The sequence below is a fragment of the Nonomuraea endophytica genome, from assembly GCF_014203235.1.
Taxonomy (GTDB): Bacteria; Actinomycetota; Actinomycetes; order Streptosporangiales; family Streptosporangiaceae; genus Nonomuraea; species Nonomuraea endophytica.
Map to the genome: position 1 here is coordinate 137,921 of NZ_JACHIN010000022.1, position 20,523 is coordinate 158,443.

Annotated in this window: 22 protein-coding genes; 16 read left to right on the forward strand and 6 right to left on the reverse strand. The window is 71.8% G+C overall.

Features of this window, described 5'->3' with window-relative positions:
- The first annotated feature begins 12 nt into the window (after nucleotides 1-12).
- On the forward strand, nucleotides 13-1,002 hold the full coding sequence (moaA, locus tag HNR40_RS48780; RefSeq protein ID WP_221341752.1) for a GTP 3',8-cyclase MoaA: 990 nt from the start codon (nucleotides 13-15) through the stop codon (nucleotides 1,000-1,002).
- A gap of 203 nt (nucleotides 1,003-1,205) precedes the next feature.
- Nucleotides 1,206-1,994, forward strand: a complete 789-nt coding sequence (locus tag HNR40_RS57690) for an NTP transferase domain-containing protein (protein WP_312896820.1) — start codon at nucleotides 1,206-1,208, stop codon at nucleotides 1,992-1,994.
- Nucleotides 1,995-2,287: 293 nt separating this feature from the next.
- On the opposite strand, the gene HNR40_RS48790 is transcribed toward HNR40_RS57690, so the two are convergent.
- Nucleotides 2,288-2,602: a DUF3099 domain-containing protein gene (locus tag HNR40_RS48790; protein WP_184974260.1), complete on the reverse strand. Its 315-nt coding sequence runs from the start codon at nucleotides 2,600-2,602 to the stop codon at nucleotides 2,288-2,290.
- A gap of 98 nt (nucleotides 2,603-2,700) precedes the next feature.
- Here HNR40_RS48790 and HNR40_RS48795 point away from each other — a divergent pair, with 98 nt between their 5' ends.
- Together HNR40_RS48795 and HNR40_RS48800 are read left to right on the forward strand one after the other, a co-directional pair.
- Nucleotides 2,701-2,913: a dodecin gene (locus HNR40_RS48795; protein ID WP_184974263.1), complete on the forward strand. Its 213-nt coding sequence runs from the start codon at nucleotides 2,701-2,703 to the stop codon at nucleotides 2,911-2,913.
- A 64-nt stretch (nucleotides 2,914-2,977) separates the two neighbouring features.
- Entirely contained in the window at nucleotides 2,978-3,298 is a 321-nt protein-coding gene (locus tag HNR40_RS48800; RefSeq protein WP_184974265.1) for a hypothetical protein, read from the forward strand.
- 117 nt (nucleotides 3,299-3,415) lie between these two features.
- Here HNR40_RS48800 and HNR40_RS48805 read toward each other — a convergent pair whose 3' ends face one another.
- Nucleotides 3,416-4,783, reverse strand: a complete 1,368-nt coding sequence (locus HNR40_RS48805) for a metallopeptidase TldD-related protein (protein WP_184974267.1) — start codon at nucleotides 4,781-4,783, stop codon at nucleotides 3,416-3,418.
- Nucleotides 4,783-6,276 (reverse strand): TldD/PmbA family protein, encoded by a 1,494-nt coding sequence (locus HNR40_RS48810; RefSeq protein WP_184974269.1) that lies wholly within the window; start codon nucleotides 6,274-6,276, stop codon nucleotides 4,783-4,785. The genes HNR40_RS48805 and HNR40_RS48810 overlap by 1 nt, the downstream gene beginning before the upstream one ends.
- Nucleotides 6,277-6,353: 77 nt before the next feature.
- On the opposite strand from HNR40_RS48810, the gene HNR40_RS48815 reads away from it, so the two are divergent.
- Both HNR40_RS48815 and fabI read left to right on the forward strand, forming a co-directional pair.
- Nucleotides 6,354-7,049 carry a beta-ketoacyl-ACP reductase gene (locus tag HNR40_RS48815; RefSeq protein WP_184974271.1) on the forward strand — a complete coding sequence of 232 codons (696 nt, stop codon included), beginning with the start codon at nucleotides 6,354-6,356 and terminating at the stop codon, nucleotides 7,047-7,049.
- A gap of 1 nt (nucleotide 7,050) precedes the next feature.
- The gene (gene fabI / locus HNR40_RS48820; protein WP_184974273.1) at nucleotides 7,051-7,815 is read left to right on the forward strand and encodes an enoyl-ACP reductase FabI; all 765 of its coding nucleotides are present in this window, start codon (nucleotides 7,051-7,053) and stop codon (nucleotides 7,813-7,815) included.
- A 200-nt stretch (nucleotides 7,816-8,015) separates the two neighbouring features.
- Here the strand turns inward: fabI and HNR40_RS48825 are convergent, their stop codons facing one another.
- Together HNR40_RS48825 and HNR40_RS48830 are read right to left on the reverse strand one after the other, a co-directional pair.
- The gene (locus HNR40_RS48825; protein WP_184974276.1) at nucleotides 8,016-8,837 is read right to left on the reverse strand and encodes a hypothetical protein; all 822 of its coding nucleotides are present in this window, start codon (nucleotides 8,835-8,837) and stop codon (nucleotides 8,016-8,018) included.
- 125 nt (nucleotides 8,838-8,962) lie between these two features.
- Nucleotides 8,963-9,910, reverse strand: coding sequence for an aldo/keto reductase (locus HNR40_RS48830; RefSeq protein WP_184974279.1), 948 nt, complete (start codon nucleotides 9,908-9,910; stop codon nucleotides 8,963-8,965).
- Between the two features lie 64 nt (nucleotides 9,911-9,974).
- Between HNR40_RS48830 and HNR40_RS48835 the strand changes: the two genes are divergently transcribed.
- From HNR40_RS48835 to HNR40_RS48865, 7 genes are all read left to right on the forward strand, one after another.
- On the forward strand, nucleotides 9,975-10,661 hold the full coding sequence (locus tag HNR40_RS48835) for an Rv2135c family putative phosphatase (protein ID WP_312896821.1): 687 nt from the start codon (nucleotides 9,975-9,977) through the stop codon (nucleotides 10,659-10,661).
- Nucleotides 10,662-10,670: 9 nt separating this feature from the next.
- Nucleotides 10,671-11,219 (forward strand): Rv2134c family protein, encoded by a 549-nt coding sequence (locus HNR40_RS48840; RefSeq protein WP_184974283.1) that lies wholly within the window; start codon nucleotides 10,671-10,673, stop codon nucleotides 11,217-11,219.
- Nucleotides 11,216-11,983 (forward strand): Rv2133c family protein, encoded by a 768-nt coding sequence (locus tag HNR40_RS48845; RefSeq protein ID WP_184974284.1) that lies wholly within the window; start codon nucleotides 11,216-11,218, stop codon nucleotides 11,981-11,983. The genes HNR40_RS48840 and HNR40_RS48845 overlap by 4 nt, the downstream gene beginning before the upstream one ends.
- A gap of 33 nt (nucleotides 11,984-12,016) precedes the next feature.
- Nucleotides 12,017-12,673 (forward strand): NRDE family protein, encoded by a 657-nt coding sequence (locus HNR40_RS48850; protein WP_184974286.1) that lies wholly within the window; start codon nucleotides 12,017-12,019, stop codon nucleotides 12,671-12,673.
- Nucleotides 12,670-13,890: a cysteine--1-D-myo-inosityl 2-amino-2-deoxy-alpha-D-glucopyranoside ligase gene (gene mshC, locus HNR40_RS48855; RefSeq protein ID WP_184974288.1), complete on the forward strand. Its 1,221-nt coding sequence runs from the start codon at nucleotides 12,670-12,672 to the stop codon at nucleotides 13,888-13,890. The genes HNR40_RS48850 and mshC overlap by 4 nt, the downstream gene beginning before the upstream one ends.
- A gap of 64 nt (nucleotides 13,891-13,954) precedes the next feature.
- Nucleotides 13,955-14,152: a hypothetical protein gene (locus tag HNR40_RS48860; protein WP_184974290.1), complete on the forward strand. Its 198-nt coding sequence runs from the start codon at nucleotides 13,955-13,957 to the stop codon at nucleotides 14,150-14,152.
- Between the two features lie 71 nt (nucleotides 14,153-14,223).
- On the forward strand, nucleotides 14,224-14,826 hold the full coding sequence (locus HNR40_RS48865) for a D-glycero-alpha-D-manno-heptose-1,7-bisphosphate 7-phosphatase (RefSeq protein ID WP_184974292.1): 603 nt from the start codon (nucleotides 14,224-14,226) through the stop codon (nucleotides 14,824-14,826).
- A gap of 15 nt (nucleotides 14,827-14,841) precedes the next feature.
- On the opposite strand, the gene HNR40_RS48870 is transcribed toward HNR40_RS48865, so the two are convergent.
- Entirely contained in the window at nucleotides 14,842-15,321 is a 480-nt protein-coding gene (locus tag HNR40_RS48870; RefSeq protein ID WP_184974294.1) for a peptide deformylase, read from the reverse strand.
- Nucleotides 15,322-15,499: 178 nt separating this feature from the next.
- Here HNR40_RS48870 and HNR40_RS48875 point away from each other — a divergent pair, with 178 nt between their 5' ends.
- The 3 genes from HNR40_RS48875 (at nucleotide 15,500) to HNR40_RS48885 (ending at nucleotide 20,345) form a co-directional block, all read left to right on the forward strand.
- Nucleotides 15,500-16,810: an MFS transporter gene (locus tag HNR40_RS48875; RefSeq protein WP_184974296.1), complete on the forward strand. Its 1,311-nt coding sequence runs from the start codon at nucleotides 15,500-15,502 to the stop codon at nucleotides 16,808-16,810.
- An 86-nt stretch (nucleotides 16,811-16,896) separates the two neighbouring features.
- Nucleotides 16,897-18,948 carry a molybdopterin oxidoreductase family protein gene (locus HNR40_RS48880; protein WP_312896822.1) on the forward strand — a complete coding sequence of 684 codons (2,052 nt, stop codon included), beginning with the start codon at nucleotides 16,897-16,899 and terminating at the stop codon, nucleotides 18,946-18,948.
- Nucleotides 18,945-20,345: an FAD-dependent oxidoreductase gene (locus tag HNR40_RS48885; RefSeq protein WP_184974298.1), complete on the forward strand. Its 1,401-nt coding sequence runs from the start codon at nucleotides 18,945-18,947 to the stop codon at nucleotides 20,343-20,345. Before HNR40_RS48880 ends, HNR40_RS48885 begins: the two co-directional genes overlap by 4 nt.
- Nucleotides 20,346-20,523 lie beyond the last annotated feature (178 nt).

Genomic DNA, 20,523 nt, shown 5'->3' on the forward strand with positions numbered 1-20,523 from the left:
CACATGACCCCGATGCTCAACGACTCCTACGGGAGGGTGGCTACCGACCTTCGGGTGTCCCTGACGGACAAGTGCAACCTGCGCTGCACGTACTGCATGCCGCCCGAAGGCCTCGACTGGCTGCCCAACGCCCAGTTGCTGACCGCCGACGAGATCGTCAGGCTCGTCACCATCGGGGTCGAACGCCTCGGCATCACCGAGGTCCGCTACACCGGCGGCGAGCCGCTGCTGCGCCGCGAACTGCCCGACATCGTCGCCCGCACCACCCGGCTGCGCCCGCGCCCGCAGGTCTCGCTGACCACCAACGGCATCGGGCTCGCCCGCATGGCCCCGGCCCTCGCCGAGGCGGGGCTCGACCGGGTGAACGTCTCGCTGGACACGCTGGAGCCCGAGACGTTCAAGCGCCTGGCGCACCGCGACCGCCTCGACGACGTCCTGGCCGGTCTGGCCGCCGCTAACGACGCCGGGCTGCGGCCGGTGAAGGTCAACGCCGTGCTCATGCGCGGCGTCAACGACCACGAGGCGCCCGCGCTGCTGCGCCACTGCCTGGAGCGCGGCTACGAACTGCGCTTCATCGAGCAGATGCCGCTGGACGCCCAGCACGGCTGGACCCGCGACAACATGATCACCGCCGACGAGATCCTCGCGATGCTGGCGCCGGCCTTCGACCTGACCCCCGACGACCGCGAGGAGCGCGGCAGCGCGCCGGCCGAGAGGTTCCTGGTCGACGGCGGGCCCGCGCGGGTGGGCGTGATCGGGTCGGTGACGCGGCCGTTCTGCGGCGCGTGCGACCGGGTGCGGCTGACGGCCGACGGGCAGGTGCGCAACTGCCTGTTCGCGCGGGAGGAATCCGACCTGAAGACGGCGATGCGCGCCGGCGCCTCGGACGACGACCTCGCCGCCCGCTGGCTCGCCGCCGTCGCCGCCAAACGCCCCGGCCACGGCATCGACGACCCGGCCTTCCTCCAGCCCGCCCGTCCCATGTCCGCCATCGGCGGCTGATCTTTCGGGCTTTCTTTCCGGGCTTTCCATCCGTTACGGCAAGCCGCCCTACCCCCGCCCGCCGTCGTGGGCTCGCGGCTCGACCGATGGCCGGCAGTCTGACGTGGTCGCGCGCCGTCACAGCGCAAGCAGACCACCTGGGCAGGCCCTCCCGGGGCGGACCCGCGGCGGTTGGTGGTGATCTCGGCGGTTACCTTGGCTGGGTGGTGTATGACGCGGTGGTTCTCGCCGGAGGTGCTGCCCGGCGGCTGGGCGGCGTGGACAAGCCCGGCCTCAGCGTGGGCGGGCGCTCGCTCCTGGAGATCGTGGCCGCCGCCGTACCCGATGCCGGGCGGTTGATCGTCGTGGGCCCGGAGCGTCGCGCTCCCCGTGCCCTCTACGTCCTTGAGGAGCCGCGTGGCGGGGGGCCGGTGCCGGCGCTGCGCGTGGGCCTGGCCGAGGTTCGCGCGCCCTGGGTGGCGCTTCTGGCGGGCGACATGCCCCTTCTGCGCCCCGCCCACGTCGCCGCCCTCCATCACGCGGCCTCCGGGGCCGGGGCGGTTCTCGTGGATGACGGGGGGCGGGAGCAGTGGCTGGCCGGGGTGTGGCGAGCCGATGTGCTGCGGGAGGCGCTCCGCGGCTATGAGGGGCGGTCTTTGCGTGGGCTGCTGGGGCCGCTGGAGCCGGTGCGGGTGGCGTTGCCCGGCCGGCCCTGGTTCGACTGCGACACTATGGACGATCTGGAGGAGGCTCACATGAACGTGCTCAGCGAGTGGACGGCCCTGGTCTGCGAGGAACTCGGCATCGATCCGGCCAGGGTGGACCGGGACCTGATCCTGGACCTCACCAAGGAGGTGGCGCACGGGGTGGCCAGACCGGCCGCGCCGCTCACCGCCTACCTGCTCGGACTGGCCCAGGGAGCGGGCACCGCGCCGGAGGACGCCGTGGCCCGGCTGACCGCGCTGGCCGGCAGCTGGACCGAGGCGAGCAGGGAGAACCTGACCGGCGAGTGACACTCCTGCGAACTCCCCGTGTCAACCCGTGACCGAACCTGAAGGTTTCCTGTGAATTTCGCGCACCGATGAGGTGTAAACGATTTCGGGAAAGCAGACCTACCCGCTGAGCGGGGGTAATGAGGTCTTCTCAGAAAAGGGCGAAGCCGGGTGGTTACGGGGGCAAACCACCCGGCTTCGCTTCATCGGCGTTCCGACGGGGGCCCGGAACGCCGGCACCAGCACTCCGACGGGGGACCGGAGCGCTTGGCTAAAGCGTACACCTACAACCCGTGGGATGCGTCAAGACTTAGTCACGACCCGATCTCGCGTCGGTGCAGGGGTATCTCGCTTTGGTTAGCCTCCGGTGTGTGAAAGGTAGGAGGCGGGGAGTCCTTCGACCTCTCATTGGCCCCGATTACGGCTATGTACGGCAAAAAGACCGCGCCGGCGATGAAGAGCAGCCGGTAGGGCCAGGGCACGGGCACCACGACGGCCAGGATGAGGCAGAGCGTGCGAATGCCCATCTTGATGAAGTAGCTGATCTCGCGCTTGCGCACGTCGTCGGAGAGCGACGGCTGCGCGTCCGTCACCTGGTGGACCTGCTTGCGCGTACGCCACCCCCTCATGCCTCCCACGGTAGACCTCGGAGGTGAAGGACGCGATGGGGCGCCGGTGCCGGAACGAGGGTCATGCGATCATGGCTTTCGAGTAAGAGGAGGCGGAGATGACGGATCGAACGTATCGGGTGACCGAGATAGTCGGAACTTCGGGGGAGAGTGTCGACCAGGCCATCCGCAACGGCATCAGGCGGGCCGCGCAGACCCTGCGCCACCTGGACTGGTTCGAGGTGACGGAGGTCCGGGGTCACATCGACCAGGGCGAGGTCGCGCACTTCCAGGTGGGGATGAAGGTCGGCTTCCGCCTGGAAGACGGCTGACCATCGCGGTAATGGGTGATGTTCCCGGCGGTGCGTCGGAGACTCCGGAGCGAAGGGGGGCGCGATGCACCGCCGTGCCGTGGCGCCGGTCCGCGTGCCGGGGACCCTTCCGGTGGGGGGCCGCGCCGTACGGGAGGAAAGCGCCGTGCGCGGGGACGGACCCGTGAGCGGCGCGCCTGAGGCGAGGCCGCCGTTACGGCAGAGCGCCGACGAGATCGCCCGCACGGTCGCCAGCCTGCGCCAGGTGGACGACCTGCCGTTGTACGAGATGACCTACCGGGGCTCCTACGACCCCGAAGCCACGCTCACCGACGAGGAACTGGCCAGGAAGGACTCCGGCTGGGCCCGCTCGCCGACCGGCGGCGGCCGGCGCGCGCGGCGCTGACGCCCTTCGACGGCGTCAACGAGAAGGGCCTGGCCACGGTGCCCACCGCCGGCCTGCCCGGGGGGAGCGCACGCGTCGTCACCGCGAAACGGTGGCGACGCGTGCTCGCCTTCACGCTCAGCTCGCCTGGCTGACCGTCGACATGTTGAAGTCCGGCACCCGCACCGGCGGCATGACCGCCCGCGTGAAGTAGTCGTTCCACTCGCGCGGCAGCGTCTGCTCGGCGGCGCCCACCTCGCTGATGCGGCCCAGCAGGTCCACCGGGCTCTCGTTGAAGCGGAAGTTGTTCACCTCGCCGACGACCTCGCCGTTCTCGACCAGGTAGACGCCGTCGCGGGTCAGGCCGGTGACCAGGAGCGTCTGCGGGTCCACCGTGCGGATGTACCACAGGCAGGTCAGCAGCAGGCCGCGCTCGGTCGAGGCGATCATCTCGGTCAGCGACCTGCCGCCGTCACCGCGCATGATCAGGTTGTCGATGTCGGGCGTGACGGCCAGGCCGCTCAGCTCCGCCGAGTAGCGGGTCTGGCGCAGCGCCGCGAGCGTGCCGCCGGAGATCCACTCGGTCGCCTCCAGCGGCAGCCCGTTGTCGAACACCGAGCTCTCGCGCCCGGCCGAACGGGTCACGACGAACGGCGCGCAGCCGATGCCCGCCGCCGCCGGATCGCTGGCCAGAGTGAGCGGCAGCGGCGCGAGCCGTTCGCCCACCCGGGTGCCGCCGCCGCGCTTGGAGTAGACCGTCCGGCCGTCCAGCGCGTCCCTGGCGCCCGACGACCAGTAGGCGTAGATCATGAGGTCGGCGACCGCGCTCGGGGGCAGCAGCGTCTCGTAGCGGCCCGCGGGCAGGTCGACGCGGTTCTTCGCCCACTCCAGCCGCATGGCCAGGGAGGCGTCGAGCGCGGCGACGTCCACGTCGGCGAAGTCGCGCGTGGCCACGCCCGTCCAGGCCGAGCGCTTGAGGTCGGCCGACTTGGCGTTGAGCTCCAGTCTGCCCGTGGGCTGGTCGTGGCGCAGCCGCAGGCCCGTGGAGGAGCCGAGGAAGGTCGAGGTCAGCGTGTGCTCGGCGAAGCCGTACAGCCTCCTGCCGCCCGCCTCGGCGGCCGAGAACGCCTCGCCCAGCGCGGGCGCGAACTCGCCGAACACCCCGATCTCGGTCGGCACGACCGGATCGGCCCAGTTCGCGCTGGCCGGCACGCCCGACACCAGCGGGCGGGCGTCCTCGGCCGGCTGTGCCTCGCGCGCCGCGGCGTCGGCCGCGGCCACCACATCGGCGAGCTGCTCGGCACGTACGGCCGCGCGCGACACCACGCCCACGCCCTGGCCCGCGATCGAGATCACGGTCAGCTGGGCGGAGCGGGCCACGCCGTTCGTGGTCAGGGTGTTGCCCGCGAAGCGCAGGTTGGCCGTCGAACTGTCGTCCACGACCACCATGCAGTCGTCGGCCGTGGAGAGCTCCAGCGCCCGCTCAACCATCTCCTGGGGAGTCATCACTTGCCACCCTCCTGGACCGTGTTGAGGATGCGGACGCCGCGGAACAGCGCGGACGGGCAGCCGTGGCTGACCGGCGCGACCTGTCCAGGCTGGCCCTTGCCGCAGTTGAAGGCGCCGCCGAGCACGTAGGTCTGGGGGCCGCCGACGGCCTCCATCGAGCGCCAGAAGTCCGTCGTCGTCGCCTGGTAGGCGAAGTCCCGCACCTGTCCGGCGAGGGCGCCGTTCTCGATCCGGTAGGCCCGCTGGCCGGTGAACTGGAAGTTGTAGCGCTGCATGTCGATCGACCAGCTCTTGTCGCCGACGATGTACAGGCCGCGCTCCACCCGCGAGATCAGCTCGTCGGTCGCCGGGCCGTCAGGAGCGGGCTTCAGCGAGACGTTGGCCATGCGCTGGATCGGCATGTGGCCGGGGGAGTCGGCGAAGCCGCAGCCGTTGGAGCGGCCGAAGCCCTTCATCAGCGCCATGCGCCGGTCGAGCTGGTAGCCGACCAGGATGCCGTCGCGCACGATGTCGAAGCTCTGGCCGGCCACGCCCTCGTCGTCGTAGCCGATCGTGGCCAGGCCGTGCTCGACCGTGCGGTCGCCGGTGACGTTCATGATCGGGGAGCCGTAGACGAGCTCGCCGAGCTGGTCGAAGGTGGCGAAGCTCGTTCCGGCGTACGCGGCCTCGTAACCGAGCGCGCGGTCCAGCTCGGTGGCGTGCCCGATCGACTCGTGGATCGTCAGCCACAGGTTGGACGGGTGGACGACCAGGTCGTGGTCGCCCGCCTCGACCGACGGCGCGGCCAGCTTCTCGGCCAGCAGCTCGGGAAGCTGGGCCAGCTCGCCCGCCCAGTCCCAGAACGTGCCCGTCAGGTACTCGTAGCCGCGTCCCACCGGCGGCGCGATCGTCGACATGTCGTCGAAGCCCTGCTCGGACGCCTTCATGGCGTTGAGGCTCGGGTGCAGGCGCACCCGCTGCTGCGTGGTGGAGGTGCCGGAGCTGTCGGCGTAGAACTTCTGCTCCTTCACCTGCAGCAGCCGGGCCGAGACGTGGTCGGCGCCCTTGAGCAGCCCTGCCGACCACTCGGCCAGCAGCGCGACCTTGTCGGCCTGGGGCACCTCGAACGGGTCCACCTCATACGGCGAGACCCAGGTGAGGCCGGAGTAGACCGGTTCGGGAGCCAGCTCGATCGGCTCCCTGTTGATGGGGGCGCTCACCTCGGCCACCCGCACCGCCTGCTCGGCCACCCTGGCCGCGGCCTCGGGGGTCAGGTCGATGCCGGAGGCGAAGCCCCATGTGCCGCCCTTGACCACACGCACCGCGAAGCCGAGGTCGTCGGCGTCGACGGCGCCTTCGAGCCGCGTGTCGTAGAGGCTCAGGGACTCGCCCCTGATGCGTTCGAGGCGGAAGTCCGCGTGCTCGGCACCCAGGTCACGGGCACGTTGCAGGGCGGCGTCCGCGAGCTGCCCAAGTGGCAGCGCGAGGAAATCAGGGTCGATTTGACGCATGTCAACGATCCTAACCCCGTGATCTTGTGCCCCCTGGACAAGCGCATACCAGCGGGTAGCAGATAGCGTCAGGTCCCATGGCACGCTCAGTACTCGTCACCGGCGGCAACCGGGGCATCGGCCTCGCGATCGCCCGCGAACTCGAAGCGGCGGGCGACGCCGTCGCCGTCACCTACCGATCGGGCGAGCCCCCACAGGGATTGTTCGGCGTCCGCTGCGACGTGACCAGCACCGAGGACGTCGAGGCCGCCTTCGCCAAGGTCGAAGCCGAGCAGGGCCCGGTGGAGGTGCTCGTCTCCAACGCGGGCATCACCAAGGACACCCTCCTGGCCATGATGAAGGAGGAGACCTTCACCGACGTCATCGACGCCAACCTGACCGGCGCCTACCGCGTCGCCAAACGGGCCATCCGCCCGATGATGAAGCTCAAGCGCGGCCGCATCATCCTCATCTCCTCGGTCGTGGGCCTGTCCGGCCAGGCGGGCCAGGCCAACTACGCCGCCTCCAAGGCCGGTCTGGTCGGCTTCGGCCGTTCCCTCGCCCGCGAGTACGGCTCGCGCGGCATCACCGTCAACGTCGTCGCCCCCGGCTTCGTCGAGACCGACATGACGGCCGACCTCGACGGCGAGGCCATCGTCAAGAACATCCCCCTGGGCCGCCAGGCCGCGCCCCAGGAGATCGCGCGCGTCGTCCGCTTCCTGGCGAGCGACGACGCCTCCTACATCACCGGGGCCGTGATCCCCGTCGACGGCGGACTCGGAATGGGGCACTGACATGGGCATTCTCGAAGGCAAGCGCATCCTGGTGACGGGCGTGCTGACCGACGCCTCCATCGGCTTCGCCGTGGCGAAGATCGCTCAGGAGGAGGGCGCCCAGGTCGTGCTGACCGGCTTCGGCCGGCTCAGCCTCGTCGAGCGCATCGCCAAGCGGCTCCCGCAGCCCGCGCCCGTGCTGGAGCTCGACGTCCAGAACACCGAGCACCTCGACACCCTGGCCTCCCGCGTCGGCGAGCACGTCGACGGCCTCGACGGCGTCGTCCACTCCATCGGCTTCGCCCCCCAGACCGCCCTCGGCGGCAACTTCCTCAACACCACGTGGGAGGACGTCGCCACCGCCCTGCACATCTCCACCTTCTCCTACAAGTCGCTGGCCGTGGCCTGCCTGCCCCTCATGAAGGAGGGCGGCTCGGTCGTCGGCCTCGACTTCGACGCCTCCAAGGCCTGGCCGGTCTACGACTGGATGGGCGTGGCCAAGGCCGGCCTGGAGTCCGCCAACCGCTACCTCGCCCGCGACCTCGGCAAGCAGGGCATCCGCGTGAACCTGGTCGCCGCCGGCCCGCTGCGCACGATGGCCGCCAAGTCGATCCCGGGTTTCAAGGAGTTCGAGGACAGCTGGCCGGACAAGGCCCCCCTGGGCTGGGACCTGTCCGACACCGCCCCGGCCGCCCGCGCCTGCGTCGCCCTGATGTCCGACTGGTTCCCCGCCACCACCGGCGAAATCCTCCACGTCGACGGCGGAGTCCACGCGATCGGCGCCTGACTTTCCGGGCCTCCGCCGTCATGGCGGGGGCCCCGGGATTGGGTTGCGCTCAACCGGCCAAGAGGGCGTTGTAACGGCGGGGACCACGTGAGCCCTCACGACCAGCGCTCGACGGGCGGCCACCCACGGCGGCGGTGCGGGTGGGGCGGCTGGCCGTAACGGAAAAGGCCAGAAACGCGAGAACGGCCAGAAGCCAAAGATCAAGCCAGCCGGTGGCGGCCTGACGTGGGGGCGGGCTCGAAGGGGATGGTGTGCTCGTCGCGGCGTTTGCGTTGGTGGGCGACGCGGGTGGCGAGGATGGCGGAGGCGAGCAGGGCGGCGGTCAGGGCGGTGCCCAGCGCGTCGGAGGCCGGGGTGCTCGGGCGGACCACCTGGCGGCGGTCCTGCAGCGGGACCGTGAGCTCGTCGGCGTAAGGGTTGGGCCACAGCAGGTCGATGCGCGGCTCCTCGGTGTCCGCGGTCCTGCGCTCCTCGACCGGCACCGCGTTGTCCATCATGTACGGCTCGCTCTGCGGCGGAGTCGGCGCCTGCGTGGGCAGGACCTCGGTCTCCTCGCGGCGGTGGGTGGGTCGGGTGGACGGGGCCGGGCGGGGTTCGCGGCTGGTCTGGGTGGGTGTGGGCGTCAGGACGTCCAGCACGCTCTGGTCGTCGCAGGCCAGCACGGGCAGGCACACGTCGCCCAGCGTCTCGGGCAGCAGTTCGGGGGTCTTGGCCGAGCTGGGACGGGTGCTCGACGGCGCCGGGGCGGGCTTGCCGGTCGGCACCGCCTCGCCGACGGTGCCCAGGACCTCGTCCGTGGTCTCGTTCAGCCCGTTGGTCACCGGCTCGGCGGCCTTGCCCGTTAACCCGTCCACGGTGTCGGTGACGGCGTTCACCACGTCGCACAGGCTGTTGGTCACTCCGGAGAGCAGCCCGCCGCCCTTGGCGCAGTCCTGGACGGCCGCGACGGCCGGCGCCGCTCCCGGGATGGCGGCCAACGCCACGGCGAGTACACCCGTCGTGATTGCGGCCCTGCTCCCCATGCGCCCTCCTACTTCGCCTCGGAGGAAATCTTTATGGACATCACCGCCGAGAGGCAGGTGTTTCTCGGCGAAAGTTGCGATTCGGTATCGACTAGTGATACGCGAGTGGCGCTCTCATTCCTTGTTCAGTCGAGCGACGACACGTCGTCGAGCGCCTCCCTGATCTCCCGCGGCAGGATCACGTCCTCGGCCAGCAGGACGGCTTTGAGCTGCCCGGTCGTGCGCGCGCCGACGATCGCCGAGGCCACTCCGGGCTGGTCGCGCACCCAGGACAGCGCGACGGCCAGCGGCGAGACGCCCAGGCCGTCGGCGGCGGTCATGACCGACTCGACCACACTGCGCGAACGCTCGTCGAGATAGGGCCGGACGAAGTCGGAGAAGTGCGGGGTGGCGGCGCGCGAGTCGGACGGGATGCCGGTGCGGTACTTGCCGGTCAGCACCCCCCTGCCCAGCGGCGACCAGGCCAGCACGCCAGCGCCCACGTGCTCGGCGGCCGGCAGCAGCTCCCGCTCGGGCTCGCGGGCCAGCAGCGAATACTCGGCCTGGGCCGAGGTGATCGGGATACGGCCCGGGACCGCGCGCTGGGCGACCGCGGCGGCGGCCAGCTGCCAGCCGGAGTAGTCGCAGACGCCGGCGTAGACGGCGCGGCCGGAGGTGACGATGGCGTCCAGCGCGGCGAGCGTCTCCTCCAGCGGCACCTCCGGGTCGAAGGTGTGGAGCTGCCACAGGTCGACGTAGTCGAGCCCGAGGCGGTTGAGCGAGGCGTCACAGGCGGCGATCAGGTGGCGGCGCGAGGCGTCGCGGGGCCGGCGGCCGGTCGGGGTGACCACGGCCTTGGTGGAGATGACCAGTTCGGAGCGCGGCACCGCGTCGCGCAGCATCCGGCCGAGCAGGCGTTCGGCGTCGCCGCCGGTGTAGACGTCGGCGGTGTCGACCAGGTTGCCCCCGGCGTCCAGGAAGGTGCGCAGCTGCACCGCCGCGTCGTCGGCGTCGGTGTCGCGTCCCCAGGTCATCGTGCCGAGTCCGAGCCGGGATACCGACAGGCCGCTGCGGCCGACATAACGCTGCTCCATGATCCCGCCAGGGTACCGCCCAGCCGCGTCCAACACGGGGATCGACGCCTGCGACACTTGCCAGGTGACCACGCTTCTCCTGGCCCGTCACGGGCTGACCGATTTGACCGGTCCGGTGCTGGCAGGGCGCACTCCGGGCGTGCATCTGAGCGAGGCCGGGCGGGCTCAGGCCGCGGCCCTGGCGGGGCGGATCTCCCAGGTGCGCCTGGACGCGATCGTCTCCAGTCCGCTGGAGCGCTGCCAGGAGACCGCGGCCGCGGTTTCCGAGGGGCGGGGGCTGGCCGTACAGACCGATGAGCGCTTCATCGAGTGCGGCTACGGCGAGTGGACCGGGCGCGAGCTCAAGGAGCTCGCCGAGGAGCCGCTGTGGAAGGTCGTGCAGGCGCATCCGAGCGCGGTCGTCTTCCCGGGCGGCGAGGCCATGGCCGAGGTCCAGCGGCGCGCGGTGGCGGCGGTGCGGGACTGGAACGAGCGGCTCGGGGGGAAGGGTGTCTACCTCGTCTGCAGCCACGGCGACGTGATCAAGGCGATCGTGGCGGACGCTCTGGGGCTCCATCTCGATCAGTTTCAGCGCATTACGTCGGATCCGGCGGCGATCACCGTGATTCGCTATACACCCTTGCGTCCCTTTGTTAGCAGAGTTAACGATATGGGGGAATTGCGGCTTCCCGAGGATTCGGAGGAGAAAGACGGGGGAGAAAAACTCACCGGGAGCGATGCCGCCGTCGGCGGCGGATCCGGGACCACGTAAGGTCAGGCTATGCCGGTCTTCGACTACGACCCACCCGAGCGGTTCGTGGCCGGTGCCTTGGGGCAGCCGGGGGCGCGAGCCTTCTTCCTTCAGGCCCGTGCCGAAGGTCGGCTGACCACGGTCGCGCTGGAGAAGCTCCAGGTGGCGGCGCTCGCGGGCAGGCTGGACGAGCTGCTCGACGAGGTGCTGCGGCGCAGTGGAGGCACCGCCCAGATTCCCGCCCTGGCTCCGACCGACCTGACCGACGACGGCCCGCTCGACACCCCTCTCGACGAGGACTTCAAGGTGGGCACGATGGCACTCGCCTGGGATCCCGACACCTCCCAGGTGGTCATCGAGGCCCAGGAGATCGTCGACGAGGAGGACGAGGCGGCTCCCGAGCCCGCCATGCTGAGGGTGCGGATGAGCGCGGGGGCCGCCCGCGCCTTCACCGCGCGGGCCCTGCAGATCGTCGCCGCCGGGCGGCCGCCGTGCCCGCTGTGCGGGCAGCCGCTCGACGCCGAAGGACATGTGTGCGTGCGCCTGAACGGATACCGCGGGGGTGAGGCAGCGTCGTGAGCAGTGCCCAGGAGAGCGAGCCGGTACTCAGAAACGCCCAGCCCTCGGCCGTGCAGGACGAGGGGGCACTGAGGCTGCTGCGCGACGGCCGCCTGGAGGTGGCCGGACGCCTGGTCGAGGCCACCAACATGACGCTGTACTGCTCGCTGACCCTGGGCGGGCGCACGGCGGCCTGTGTCTACAAACCGGTGCGCGGGGAGCGTCCCCTGTGGGACTTCCCCGACGGCACGCTCGCCGCCCGTGAGGTCGCGGCCTTCGAGGTCTCGCAGGCCACCGGGTGGGGCATCGTGCCGCCGACCGTCTACCGGGACGGGCCGTTCGGACCCGGCATGTGCCAGTTGTGGATCGACTCCGAGCACGAGATCGACCTCATGCGCCTGGTCCGCAGCCGCCACCCCGGGCTGCGCCGGATGTCGGTGTTCGACGCGGTGGTCAACAACGCCGACCGCAAGGGCGGTCACCTGCTGCCACTGCCCGACGGGCACGTCTACGGCGTCGACCACGGCGTCTGCTTCGCCGCCGAGGACAAGCTGCGCACCGTGCTGTGGCAGTGGCGGGGCAAGCCGCTGGCCCGCGACGCGGTGGCGGTCCTGGCCAAGCTCGAACGCGACATCGAGTCGGGCGCGCTGGGGCGCCGCCTGCGCCAGCTGCTGACGCTGGCCGAGGTGGAGGCCACCTGGAACCGCGTGCGCCGCCTGCTGGACACCGGCGTACACCCCTATCCGTCGGAGGACTGGCCCGCCATACCCTGGCCCCCCATCTGATCCGGTAGTAGAGCGTTTACTACGCTGTGCCCCATGTGCACGGTGATCGTGAGAACCGGCGACCCCCTGACCTTGATGGGCGTGCGTGACGAGTTCGCCGACCGCCCCTGGGAGGGGCCGGGCGAGCACTGGCCCGACCATCCCGGCGTCGTCGGCGGCCGTGACCTCAAGGCGGGCGGCACCTGGCTCGCCGTCGATCCCGCCACCCGCCGCGCCGCCGCCCTGCTCAACGGCCGCGGCGTCCCGGCCCCCGACACGATCCGCGTCTCCCGCGGCGACCTGCCGCTCAGGACCCTGGCCGAGGGCGGCCTGCCCGCGGGCGACCTGTCCGTCTACGACCCCTTCCACCTGGTGCTCGCCGACCCGTCCGGCGCACGCCTGTGGAGCTGGGACGGCGTACGGCAGGCCGCCACCACCCTGCCCGAAGGCGTCAGCGTCATCGTCAACAGCGGCCTGGACCCCGACGACCCGCGGGTCATCGCCCAGCGGCCCCGCTTCGCCGCCACCGGCGACTGGTGGCCCCTCACCGCCGACCCGCACTCCGCCGAGCCGGGCGCGCTGATCCTGCGCCACGTCCTGCCGGACGGCCGGGTCTTCGCCTCGCTCTCGGTGACCATGGTCACGCTCTCCGCGGACGCGGTGACCACCGAGTTCGGCGACCTCACCGGCCGGATAGGCTCACAGGCATGAGATCGTGGTCTGCCCCGAACATTCCTGAACTGCCCGGCGAGAGCGTCCCGCTGCGGCTTTACGACACCGCCGCGAGGCAGGTCAGGCAGACCGATCCGGGCCCCGTGGCCCGCATGTACGTGTGCGGCATCACGCCCTACGACGCCACCCACCTCGGGCACGCCAACACCTACCTCGCCTTCGACCTGGTCGGCCGCCTGTGGCGGGACGCCGGGCACGAGGTCCACTACACGCAGAACGCCACCGACGTGGACGATCCGCTGCTGGAGCGGGCCGAGCAGACCGGCATCGCCTGGCAGGACCTGGCCGAGCGTGAGATCGAGCTGTTCCGCACCGACATGGAGGCCCTGCGCATCGTGCCGCCGCGCGAGTACGTGGGCGTGACCGAGGTCGTGGGCGAGGTGGCCGAGCTGATCGGGCGGCTGCGGCCGTACACCTACGAGATCGGCGGCGACATCTACTTCAGCCGGGCCGCCGCGCCGAAGTTCGGCGAGGTGTCCGGCTACTCCGAGCAGGAGATGCTGACGCTGTTCGCCGAACGTGGCGGCGACCCCGACCGGCCGGGCAAGCGCGACCCGCTCGACTGGCTGCTGTGGCGCGCCGAGCGGCCGGGCGAGCCCGCCTGGGACACCACGCTGGGGCGCGGCCGCCCCGGCTGGCACATCGAGTGCACCGCGATCTCCCTGGCCAGCCTGGGCCCCGGTTACGACGTGGCGGGCGGCGGCACCGACCTGATCTTCCCGCACCACGAGTGCGGGGCCTCCGAAGGCCACGCGGCCACCGGCGAGTGGCCCTTCGCCCGCTTCTACACCCACGCCGGAATGGTCGGCCTCGACGGCGAGAAGATGTCGAAATCGAAGGGCAACCTGGTCTTCGTCTCCCGCCTGCGCGCCGAGCACGACCCGATGGCCATCCGCCTGGTCCTGCTGGCCCACCACTACCGCGCGGACTGGGAATACACCCCCGACCAGCTGGTGGCCGCCGAGTCCCGGCTGTCCCGCTGGCGCGAGGCGACCGCGCTGCCCTCGGGCCCGCGCGCCGACGACCTGCTGGCAGAGGTACGCGCCCGCCTGTCCGACGACCTGGACGCCCCGGGCGCCCTGGCCGCCGTGGACACCTGGGTCACCCAGGCCCTGGCCGACGGACCTGGCCCGGACCCCGAGGCCCCCGCCCTCGTCCGCGCCCTCACCGACGCCCTCCTGGGCGTGCGCCTCTGAACCGGGTCGCCTTTCGCGCGCGGCCCGCTGAAGTGCTTGATGGGGTTTGCCTAGGATGTCGGGCATGTCGGAACCTCAGGAGGTCATCCTCCTCAACGGCCAGACGCTCGCCTGCGACTCCTGTGGCAATTCGACCTTCGAGCAGCACCGCTGGAAGTTGCAGACCACGGGGATGACCTTCATGAACCTCGACTGGGCCAACCGGGACGCGACCTGCTTCGTCTGCGCCACGTGCCGGCGCATCCACTGGTTCCATCTGTGAGGGGCGCCTCGTGGTCGTTTGGGGCGTGGTCCGGCGGGTAGCTGGGCGGCGTTCTGACGGAGGTGCGAAAAGTGTTCGATCATCATCGTCCCGCGGCCGTCCTGTTCGACCGCGACGGGACGCTGATCAGGGATGTTCCCCACAACGGCGACCCGGGGCGCGTGGTGCCCATGCCGGGCGCGGGCGCGGCGCTCAGCCGGTTGCGCCGCGCCGACGTGCCGGTCGGGGTGGTCATCAATCAGTCGGACGTTGCCAGCGGCGTGCTCTCGCCGGACGACATGGACCAGGTCAACTCCACGGTCGAGGCGCTGCTGGGGCCGTTCGACGCGTGGGCGATCTGCGTGCACGCCGACGGTGACGGCTGCACCTGCCGCAAGCCGGCCCCCGGCCTGGTGATCAGGGCGGCGGCCATCCTGGACGTCAGCCCGCGCGACTGTATGGTCGTGGGCGACCTCGGCAAGGACATGCAGACCGCGCGTGCCGCCGGGGCCCGCGGCATCCTGGTGCCGACCCCGCTGACCAGGCCCGAGGAGATCGACGCCGCCGACGAGGTCGCCGCCGACCTCAACGACGTGGCCGACCGCGTCCTCAGTGAACCCGTGCTCGCGGGCGCGGGCCTGCGCGGCGCCGGCCTGGCCGACTGGGCGCGCACGGTGGGCTGGAACCGCTGGTGAAGACCCTCAGAGGGCTCATGGGGCGACGGTGGCCAGGAAGCGCTCGCGTTCGTCGGCCGGGAGGTGGTCGCTGAACAGCACCCCGTCCAGGTGGTCGCACTCGTGTTGCAGCACCCTGGCCAGCACCCCCAGCGCCCGGACCGAGACCGCCTTGCCGAACATGTCCCGCCCGCGCGCCACCACCATGTAGGAACGCTCCAGCGGCCACCAGGCACTCGGCGCCGACAGGCAGGCCTCGTCCGCGGTCACCTTTCGCTCCGACAGCTCCAGCCGGGGATTGATCAGGTGCCCGGCCTTGCCGTCGTAGTCGTAGACGATCACCCGCGACGGCACCCCGATCTGCGGCGCCGCCAGCCCGGCGCGGCCGGCTCCCGACCGCATCGTGATGGTCAGGGACTTCACCAGTCCCCGAAGCTCCCGGTCGAAATCCTTGACCGGCTCCGCCACCGAACGCAGCACCGGATCGCCGAACAGCCGGATCGCCTGGACCCTCACACGCAACTCCCCGAGATCTCGCGCGATGTCAGGGAACAGTTTCCCAGCAATGATCGCCGCCAACCTGGAGCCGGGCGTTACATCCGTGTTGCCGGGGTTACGGCGGTGAGTCCGCTGTAACCGCCGCACCGTCACAGACCGTCAGCGTGCGTAACGAGCGCTGCCTACGGTCACGGCCATGACCCGATGGATCGCCGAATGGCACCCCGACGACCCCGCCTTCTGGGAGCGCACCGGCAAGAAGGTCGCCCGGCGCAACCTCGTCTTCTCCATCCTGGCCGAGCACCTCGGCTTCACCGTCTGGACGTTGTGGAGCGTGGTGGCGGCCAAGACGGGCCGCCTCGACCTGTCGACCGACGAGCTGTTCTGGCTGGTGGCGCTGCCGAACCTGATCGGCTCGGCGCTGCGCCTGCCGTACACCTTCGGGCCCGCCAGGTTCGGCGGGCGGACGTTCACGGTGGTCAGCGCGCTGCTGCTGCTCATCCCGGCGATCGCGCTGGGGTTCGCGGTGAGCGATCCGGCCACGCCGTTCTGGGTGCTGCTGGTGATCGCGGCCACGGCCGGGCTGGGCGGCGGGAACTTCGCCTCCAGCATGGCCAACATCACCTACTTCTATCCGCAGAGTAAGCAGGGCTCGGCGCTCGGGCTCAACGCGGCGGGCGGCAACATCGGGGTCAGCTCGGTGCAGCTCGTGGTGCCGCTGGTGATCGGCGCGCTGGGGCTGGCGGCGGCGGGCTGGTTCTGGGTGCCGTTCATCGTGGTGTCGGCGGTCTGCGCCTGGTTCTTCATGGACAACCTGGCCACCGCCAAGGCCGAGCCGCGCGAGCAGCTCGCGGTGGCGCGCAGCGGCCAGACGTGGATCATGTCGTTCCTCTACATCGGCACGTTCGGCTCGTTCATCGGCTACTCCACCGCCTTCCCGCTGCTGGCCAAGAGCCTGTATCCGGCGGCGCCGTGGACGGCGGTGGCCTTCGCCGGGCCGCTGGTCGGCTCGCTGATCCGGCCGGTGGGCGGGTGGCTGGCCGACCGGCTGGGCGGCGCGCGGGTGACGTTCTGGACGTTCGCCGCGATGGGCGCGGGCGTGCTGCTGACGTGGGCGGCCGCGGCGGGTGGCGGGTTCTGGGCGTTCTTCCTCGCCTTCCAGCTGCTGTTCGTGACCTCGGGCATCGGCAACGGCTCGACGTACCGCATGATCCCGGCCATCTTCCAGGCGAAGGCGCGCGCCGAGCGCGGCGACGGCGAACAGGCCCTCGTGTACGGCAAGCGTCAGGCCTCGGCCGCGATCGGCGTCATCTCCGCGGTCGGGGCCTTCGGCGGCTTCCTCATCAACCGGGGCTTCGGCATGTCGTTCGCCCAGACCGGCAGCCCGGCCTCGGCCTTCCTGGCCTTCGCCCTCTTCTACGCCGCCTGCACCGTGCTGACCTGGTGGTGCTACCTGCGCACGCTCGGCGCGGCCCGCCTGCCCAGCCTGGCCCACGCCCGCGTGTGAGGCTCACACGCGCGGTGAGCCGCTGTTAGCACAGAGGTAACAGAAGGGACCCAGGGGTGAAACCACCCGAAAGCACGATCGAACCCGTGACCTCACCCCCCGACGGCGCGTCCGTGAAGACGCACTGCCCGTACTGCGCGCTGCAGTGCGGCATGACCGTCACCGCGCGCGGCGGCGAGGTCACGATCGCCCCCAGGACCGACATCCCGGCCAACGGGCACGGGGGCGGGGCGCTGTGCCAGAAGGGCTGGACCGCCGGTGAACTGCTCGAACCGGGCGCCCGGCTCACCACCCCCCTCCTGTACGGCCGGCGGGCCACCTGGGAGAAGGCCCTGGACCACGTGTCCAGAAGCCTGGCCGGGATCCGCGCCGCGCACGGCCCCGACGGCGTGGCGGTGTTCGGCGGCGGCGGGCTCACCAACGAGAGCGCCTACCACCTGGGCAAGCTGGCCCGCGTCGCCCTCGGCACCAGCCAGATCGACTACAACGGCCGCTTCTGCATGTCCTCGGCGGCGGCCGCGGCCAACAAGGCGTTCGGGCTGGACCGGGGCCTGCCGTTCCCGCTGACCGACCTGGCAGGGGCCGACGTCGTCCTGCTGGCCGGGGCCAACATCGCCGAGACCATGCCGCCGCTCGTCCGCCACCTGGGCGTGCCGAGGCTGATCGTGGTGGACCCGAGGCTGACGCCCACCGCCAAGCTGGCGGCGCTGCACCTGCAGCCGGCGCCGGGCACCGATCTGGCGCTGGCGCTCGGGCTGCTGCACCTGCTGATCGCCGAGGGCGGGGTGGACGCGGCGTACGTGGCGGCGCGGACCTCCGGGTTCGACGCGGTGCGGACGTCGGTGGCGTCCTGGTGGCCGGAGCGGGTGGAGCGGATCACCGGGGTGCCGGTGGCTCGGATGCGCTCCGCCGTACACATGCTGAAAAATACGGATAACGCGTACATCCTCACCGGGCGTGGCGCCGAGCAGCACGCCAAGGGGACCGACACCGTCTCCGCCTTCGTCAACCTGGCACTCGCGCTCGGCCTGCCCGGCACCCCCGGCAGCGGCTACGGCTGCCTGACCGGCCAGGGCAACGGGCAGGGCGGCCGCGAGCACGGGCAGAAGGCCGACCAGCTCCCCGGCTACCGCAAGATCGACGATCCGGCGGCGCGCGCCCACGTGGCCGCGGTGTGGGGCGTCGAGCCGTCGGCGCTGCCCGGACCCGGCCGCTCCGCCCAGGAACTGCTCGACGCGCTCGGCACCGCCGAAGGGCCCAGGGCGCTGCTGCTGTTCGGCTCCAACCCGGTCGTGTCCGCGCCGCGCTCCGGCACCCTCGCCGACCGGCTGCGCCGCCTCGACCTGCTGGTCGTCGCCGACGTGGTGCTGTCGGAGACCGCCGCGCTGGCCGACGTCGTCCTGCCCGCCGCCCAGTGGGCCGAGCAGGACGGCACCATGACCAACCTCGAAGGCCGCGTGCTGCTGCGGCGGCGCGCGTTCCCGCCGCCCGGCGAGGTCAGGACCGACCTGGAGATCATCCAGGGCATCGCGGCCGGGCTCGGCCACACCTGGACGGCCAGCCCGCCCGCCGTCTTCGACGAGCTGCGCCGCGCCAGCGCGGGCGGCATCGCCGACTACGCCGGCATCACCTACGACCGGATCGCCGCCGAGACCGGCGTGTTCTGGCCCTGCCCCGCCGAGAACCACCCCGGCACGCCCCGCCCCTTCCTCGACCGCTTCGCCACCCCCGACGGACGCGCCCGCTTCACCCCGGTCGAGCACCGCCCGCCCGCCGAGGAACCCGACGACGACTACCCGGTGCACCTGACCACCGGCCGGGTCCTCGCCCAGTACCAGAGCGGCGCCCAGACCCGCCGCGTCGCCGCCCTCGTCGAGGCCGCCCCCGAACCGTTCGTCGAACTCCACCCCGACCTCGCCGCCCAGCTCGGCATCGGCGCCGGCGACCTGGTCCGCGTGCGCAGCCGCCGCGGCAGCACGGAGGCCGTCGCCAGCATCACCCACACGATCCGGCGCGACACCGTATTCATGCCGTTCCACTGGGAGGGCGCCAACCGCCTCACCAACCCCGCGCTCGACCCGGCCTCGCGGATGCCGGAGTTCAAGGTGTGCGCCGTGAGACTGGAGAAGGTGGCATGAGGCTCGTCGTCATCGGCAACGGCATGGCCGGCTCGCGCCTGGTCAGCGAGGTACGGGCGCGCGACCCGCGGGCCAAGGTCACCGTCTTCGGCGCCGAGCCGTGGCAGCCCTACAACCGGGTGCTGCTGTCCAACGTCCTGGCCGGGAGCTCGGGGCCCGACCAGGTACGCCTGCTGGACGCCGCCTGGTACGCCGAACACGGCGTCCAGGCGGTGCTAGGGGCCGAGGTCGTCCAGATCGACCGCGATACCCAGGCGGTCATCACCCGGGACGGGCGGCGGGAGCCGTACGACGTGCTGGTCCTGGCGACCGGCAGCGAGGCGGTCGTGCCGCCCATCCCGGGGGTGGCGCGGGCGGTGCCGTTCCGCACGCTCGGGGACTGTGAGCGCATCGTGGCCGCGGCCGAGCACGCCCGGCGCGCCGTCGTCGTGGGCGGCGGGCTGCTGGGCGTCGAGGCGGCGCGCGGCCTGGCCGGGCGCGGCCTGCCCGTCACGCTCCTGCACCTGGCGGGCCATCTCATGGAACGCCAGCTCGACGCCGAGGCCGGGCTCATGCTCGGCGAGACGCTGGGCGAGCTGGGCGTCGAGATCCGCACCGGCGTCACCGTCACCGCGATCACCGATTCCGGCGTTCAGCTGGGAGCGGCGGAGGACTTGGTGGAGGCCGACCTCGTGGTGCTCGCCTGCGGCGTGCGTCCGCTCACCGGACTCGCCGCGCACGCCGGTCTGGAGGTACGGCGGGCCGTCGTCGTGGACGACGAGATGCGCACCGACGACCCGTCGATCTTCGCCGTCGGCGAGTGCGCCGAGCACGACGGCACCGTCTACGGCCTGGTCGCCCCCGCCTGGGAGCAGGCCGCGGTGGCCGCCGACGTCATCACCGGCGGCAAGTCGCGCTACCGGGGCTCGCGGCTGGTCACCCGGCTCAAGGCGCGCAGCGTGGAACTGGCCGCCATGGGCGAGACACACCTGGAGGAGGACCAGGCCGAGGTGGTCAGGTTCAGCCATCGCGCCCGCGGCACGTACCGCAAGCTCGTCGTCCGCGACGGCCGGCTGGTCGGCGCGATCCTGCTGGGGGAGAGCGACGCCGTCGGCACCCTCACCCAGCTCTACGACCGCGGCGGCCCGCTGCCCGGCGACCGTGCAGGACTGCTGTTCCCCGGCCTGGCGGGCGCCGGGGCGGTGGCCGACAGCCCCGTCCGGATGCCGGACGCCGCCAAGGTCTGCCATTGCAACAACGTCACGAAGGGCCAGATCCGCGCCTGCTGGGAGGCGGGCGCCCGCGACCTGGCCGCGGTCAGCGCGGCCACCAGGGCCACGACCGGCTGCGGCACCTGCCGCGACGCGGTCGAGGGCATCGTGGACTGGCTGTGCGAGCAGGAAGGGGTGAACGCATGAGTAGCCCTGTGTCAAGCAGCAGCCGGTTGATCTTGGTTGAGGAGTCGTTGGAGGGCTCTGTGCTGGGTGGGGTCGTAGGCGACGCCGTCCTGCCAGCAGTGCCAGATCACGAACAGCCAGGCGCGGGCGAGGATGCGGACGGCGTGCGGGTGGTCGTGGCCGCGGGCTCGGGCCCGGT

Bases quoted from the DNA above. Each gene is read 5' to 3' on its own strand.
- moaA (WP_221341752.1), top strand. From the start codon at position 13: ATGCTCAACGACTCCTACGGGAGGGTGGCTACCGACCTTCGGGTGTCC.
- HNR40_RS48790 (WP_184974260.1), bottom strand. From the start codon at position 2,602: ATGAGGGGGTGGCGTACGCGCAAGCAGGTCCACCAGGTGACGGACGCG.
- HNR40_RS48795 (WP_184974263.1), top strand. From the start codon at position 2,701: ATGACGGATCGAACGTATCGGGTGACCGAGATAGTCGGAACTTCGGGG.
- HNR40_RS48800 (WP_184974265.1), top strand. From the start codon at position 2,978: ATGCACCGCCGTGCCGTGGCGCCGGTCCGCGTGCCGGGGACCCTTCCG.
- HNR40_RS48805 (WP_184974267.1), bottom strand. From the start codon at position 4,783: ATGACTCCCCAGGAGATGGTTGAGCGGGCGCTGGAGCTCTCCACGGCC.
- HNR40_RS48810 (WP_184974269.1), bottom strand. From the start codon at position 6,276: ATGCGTCAAATCGACCCTGATTTCCTCGCGCTGCCACTTGGGCAGCTC.
- HNR40_RS48815 (WP_184974271.1), top strand. From the start codon at position 6,354: ATGGCACGCTCAGTACTCGTCACCGGCGGCAACCGGGGCATCGGCCTC.
- fabI (WP_184974273.1), top strand. From the start codon at position 7,051: ATGGGCATTCTCGAAGGCAAGCGCATCCTGGTGACGGGCGTGCTGACC.
- HNR40_RS48825 (WP_184974276.1), bottom strand. From the start codon at position 8,837: ATGGGGAGCAGGGCCGCAATCACGACGGGTGTACTCGCCGTGGCGTTG.
- HNR40_RS48830 (WP_184974279.1), bottom strand. From the start codon at position 9,910: ATGGAGCAGCGTTATGTCGGCCGCAGCGGCCTGTCGGTATCCCGGCTC.
- HNR40_RS48840 (WP_184974283.1), top strand. From the start codon at position 10,671: ATGCCGGTCTTCGACTACGACCCACCCGAGCGGTTCGTGGCCGGTGCC.
- HNR40_RS48850 (WP_184974286.1), top strand. From the start codon at position 12,017: ATGTGCACGGTGATCGTGAGAACCGGCGACCCCCTGACCTTGATGGGC.
- mshC (WP_184974288.1), top strand. From the start codon at position 12,670: ATGAGATCGTGGTCTGCCCCGAACATTCCTGAACTGCCCGGCGAGAGC.
- HNR40_RS48860 (WP_184974290.1), top strand. From the start codon at position 13,955: ATGTCGGAACCTCAGGAGGTCATCCTCCTCAACGGCCAGACGCTCGCC.
- HNR40_RS48875 (WP_184974296.1), top strand. From the start codon at position 15,500: ATGACCCGATGGATCGCCGAATGGCACCCCGACGACCCCGCCTTCTGG.
- HNR40_RS48885 (WP_184974298.1), top strand. From the start codon at position 18,945: ATGAGGCTCGTCGTCATCGGCAACGGCATGGCCGGCTCGCGCCTGGTC.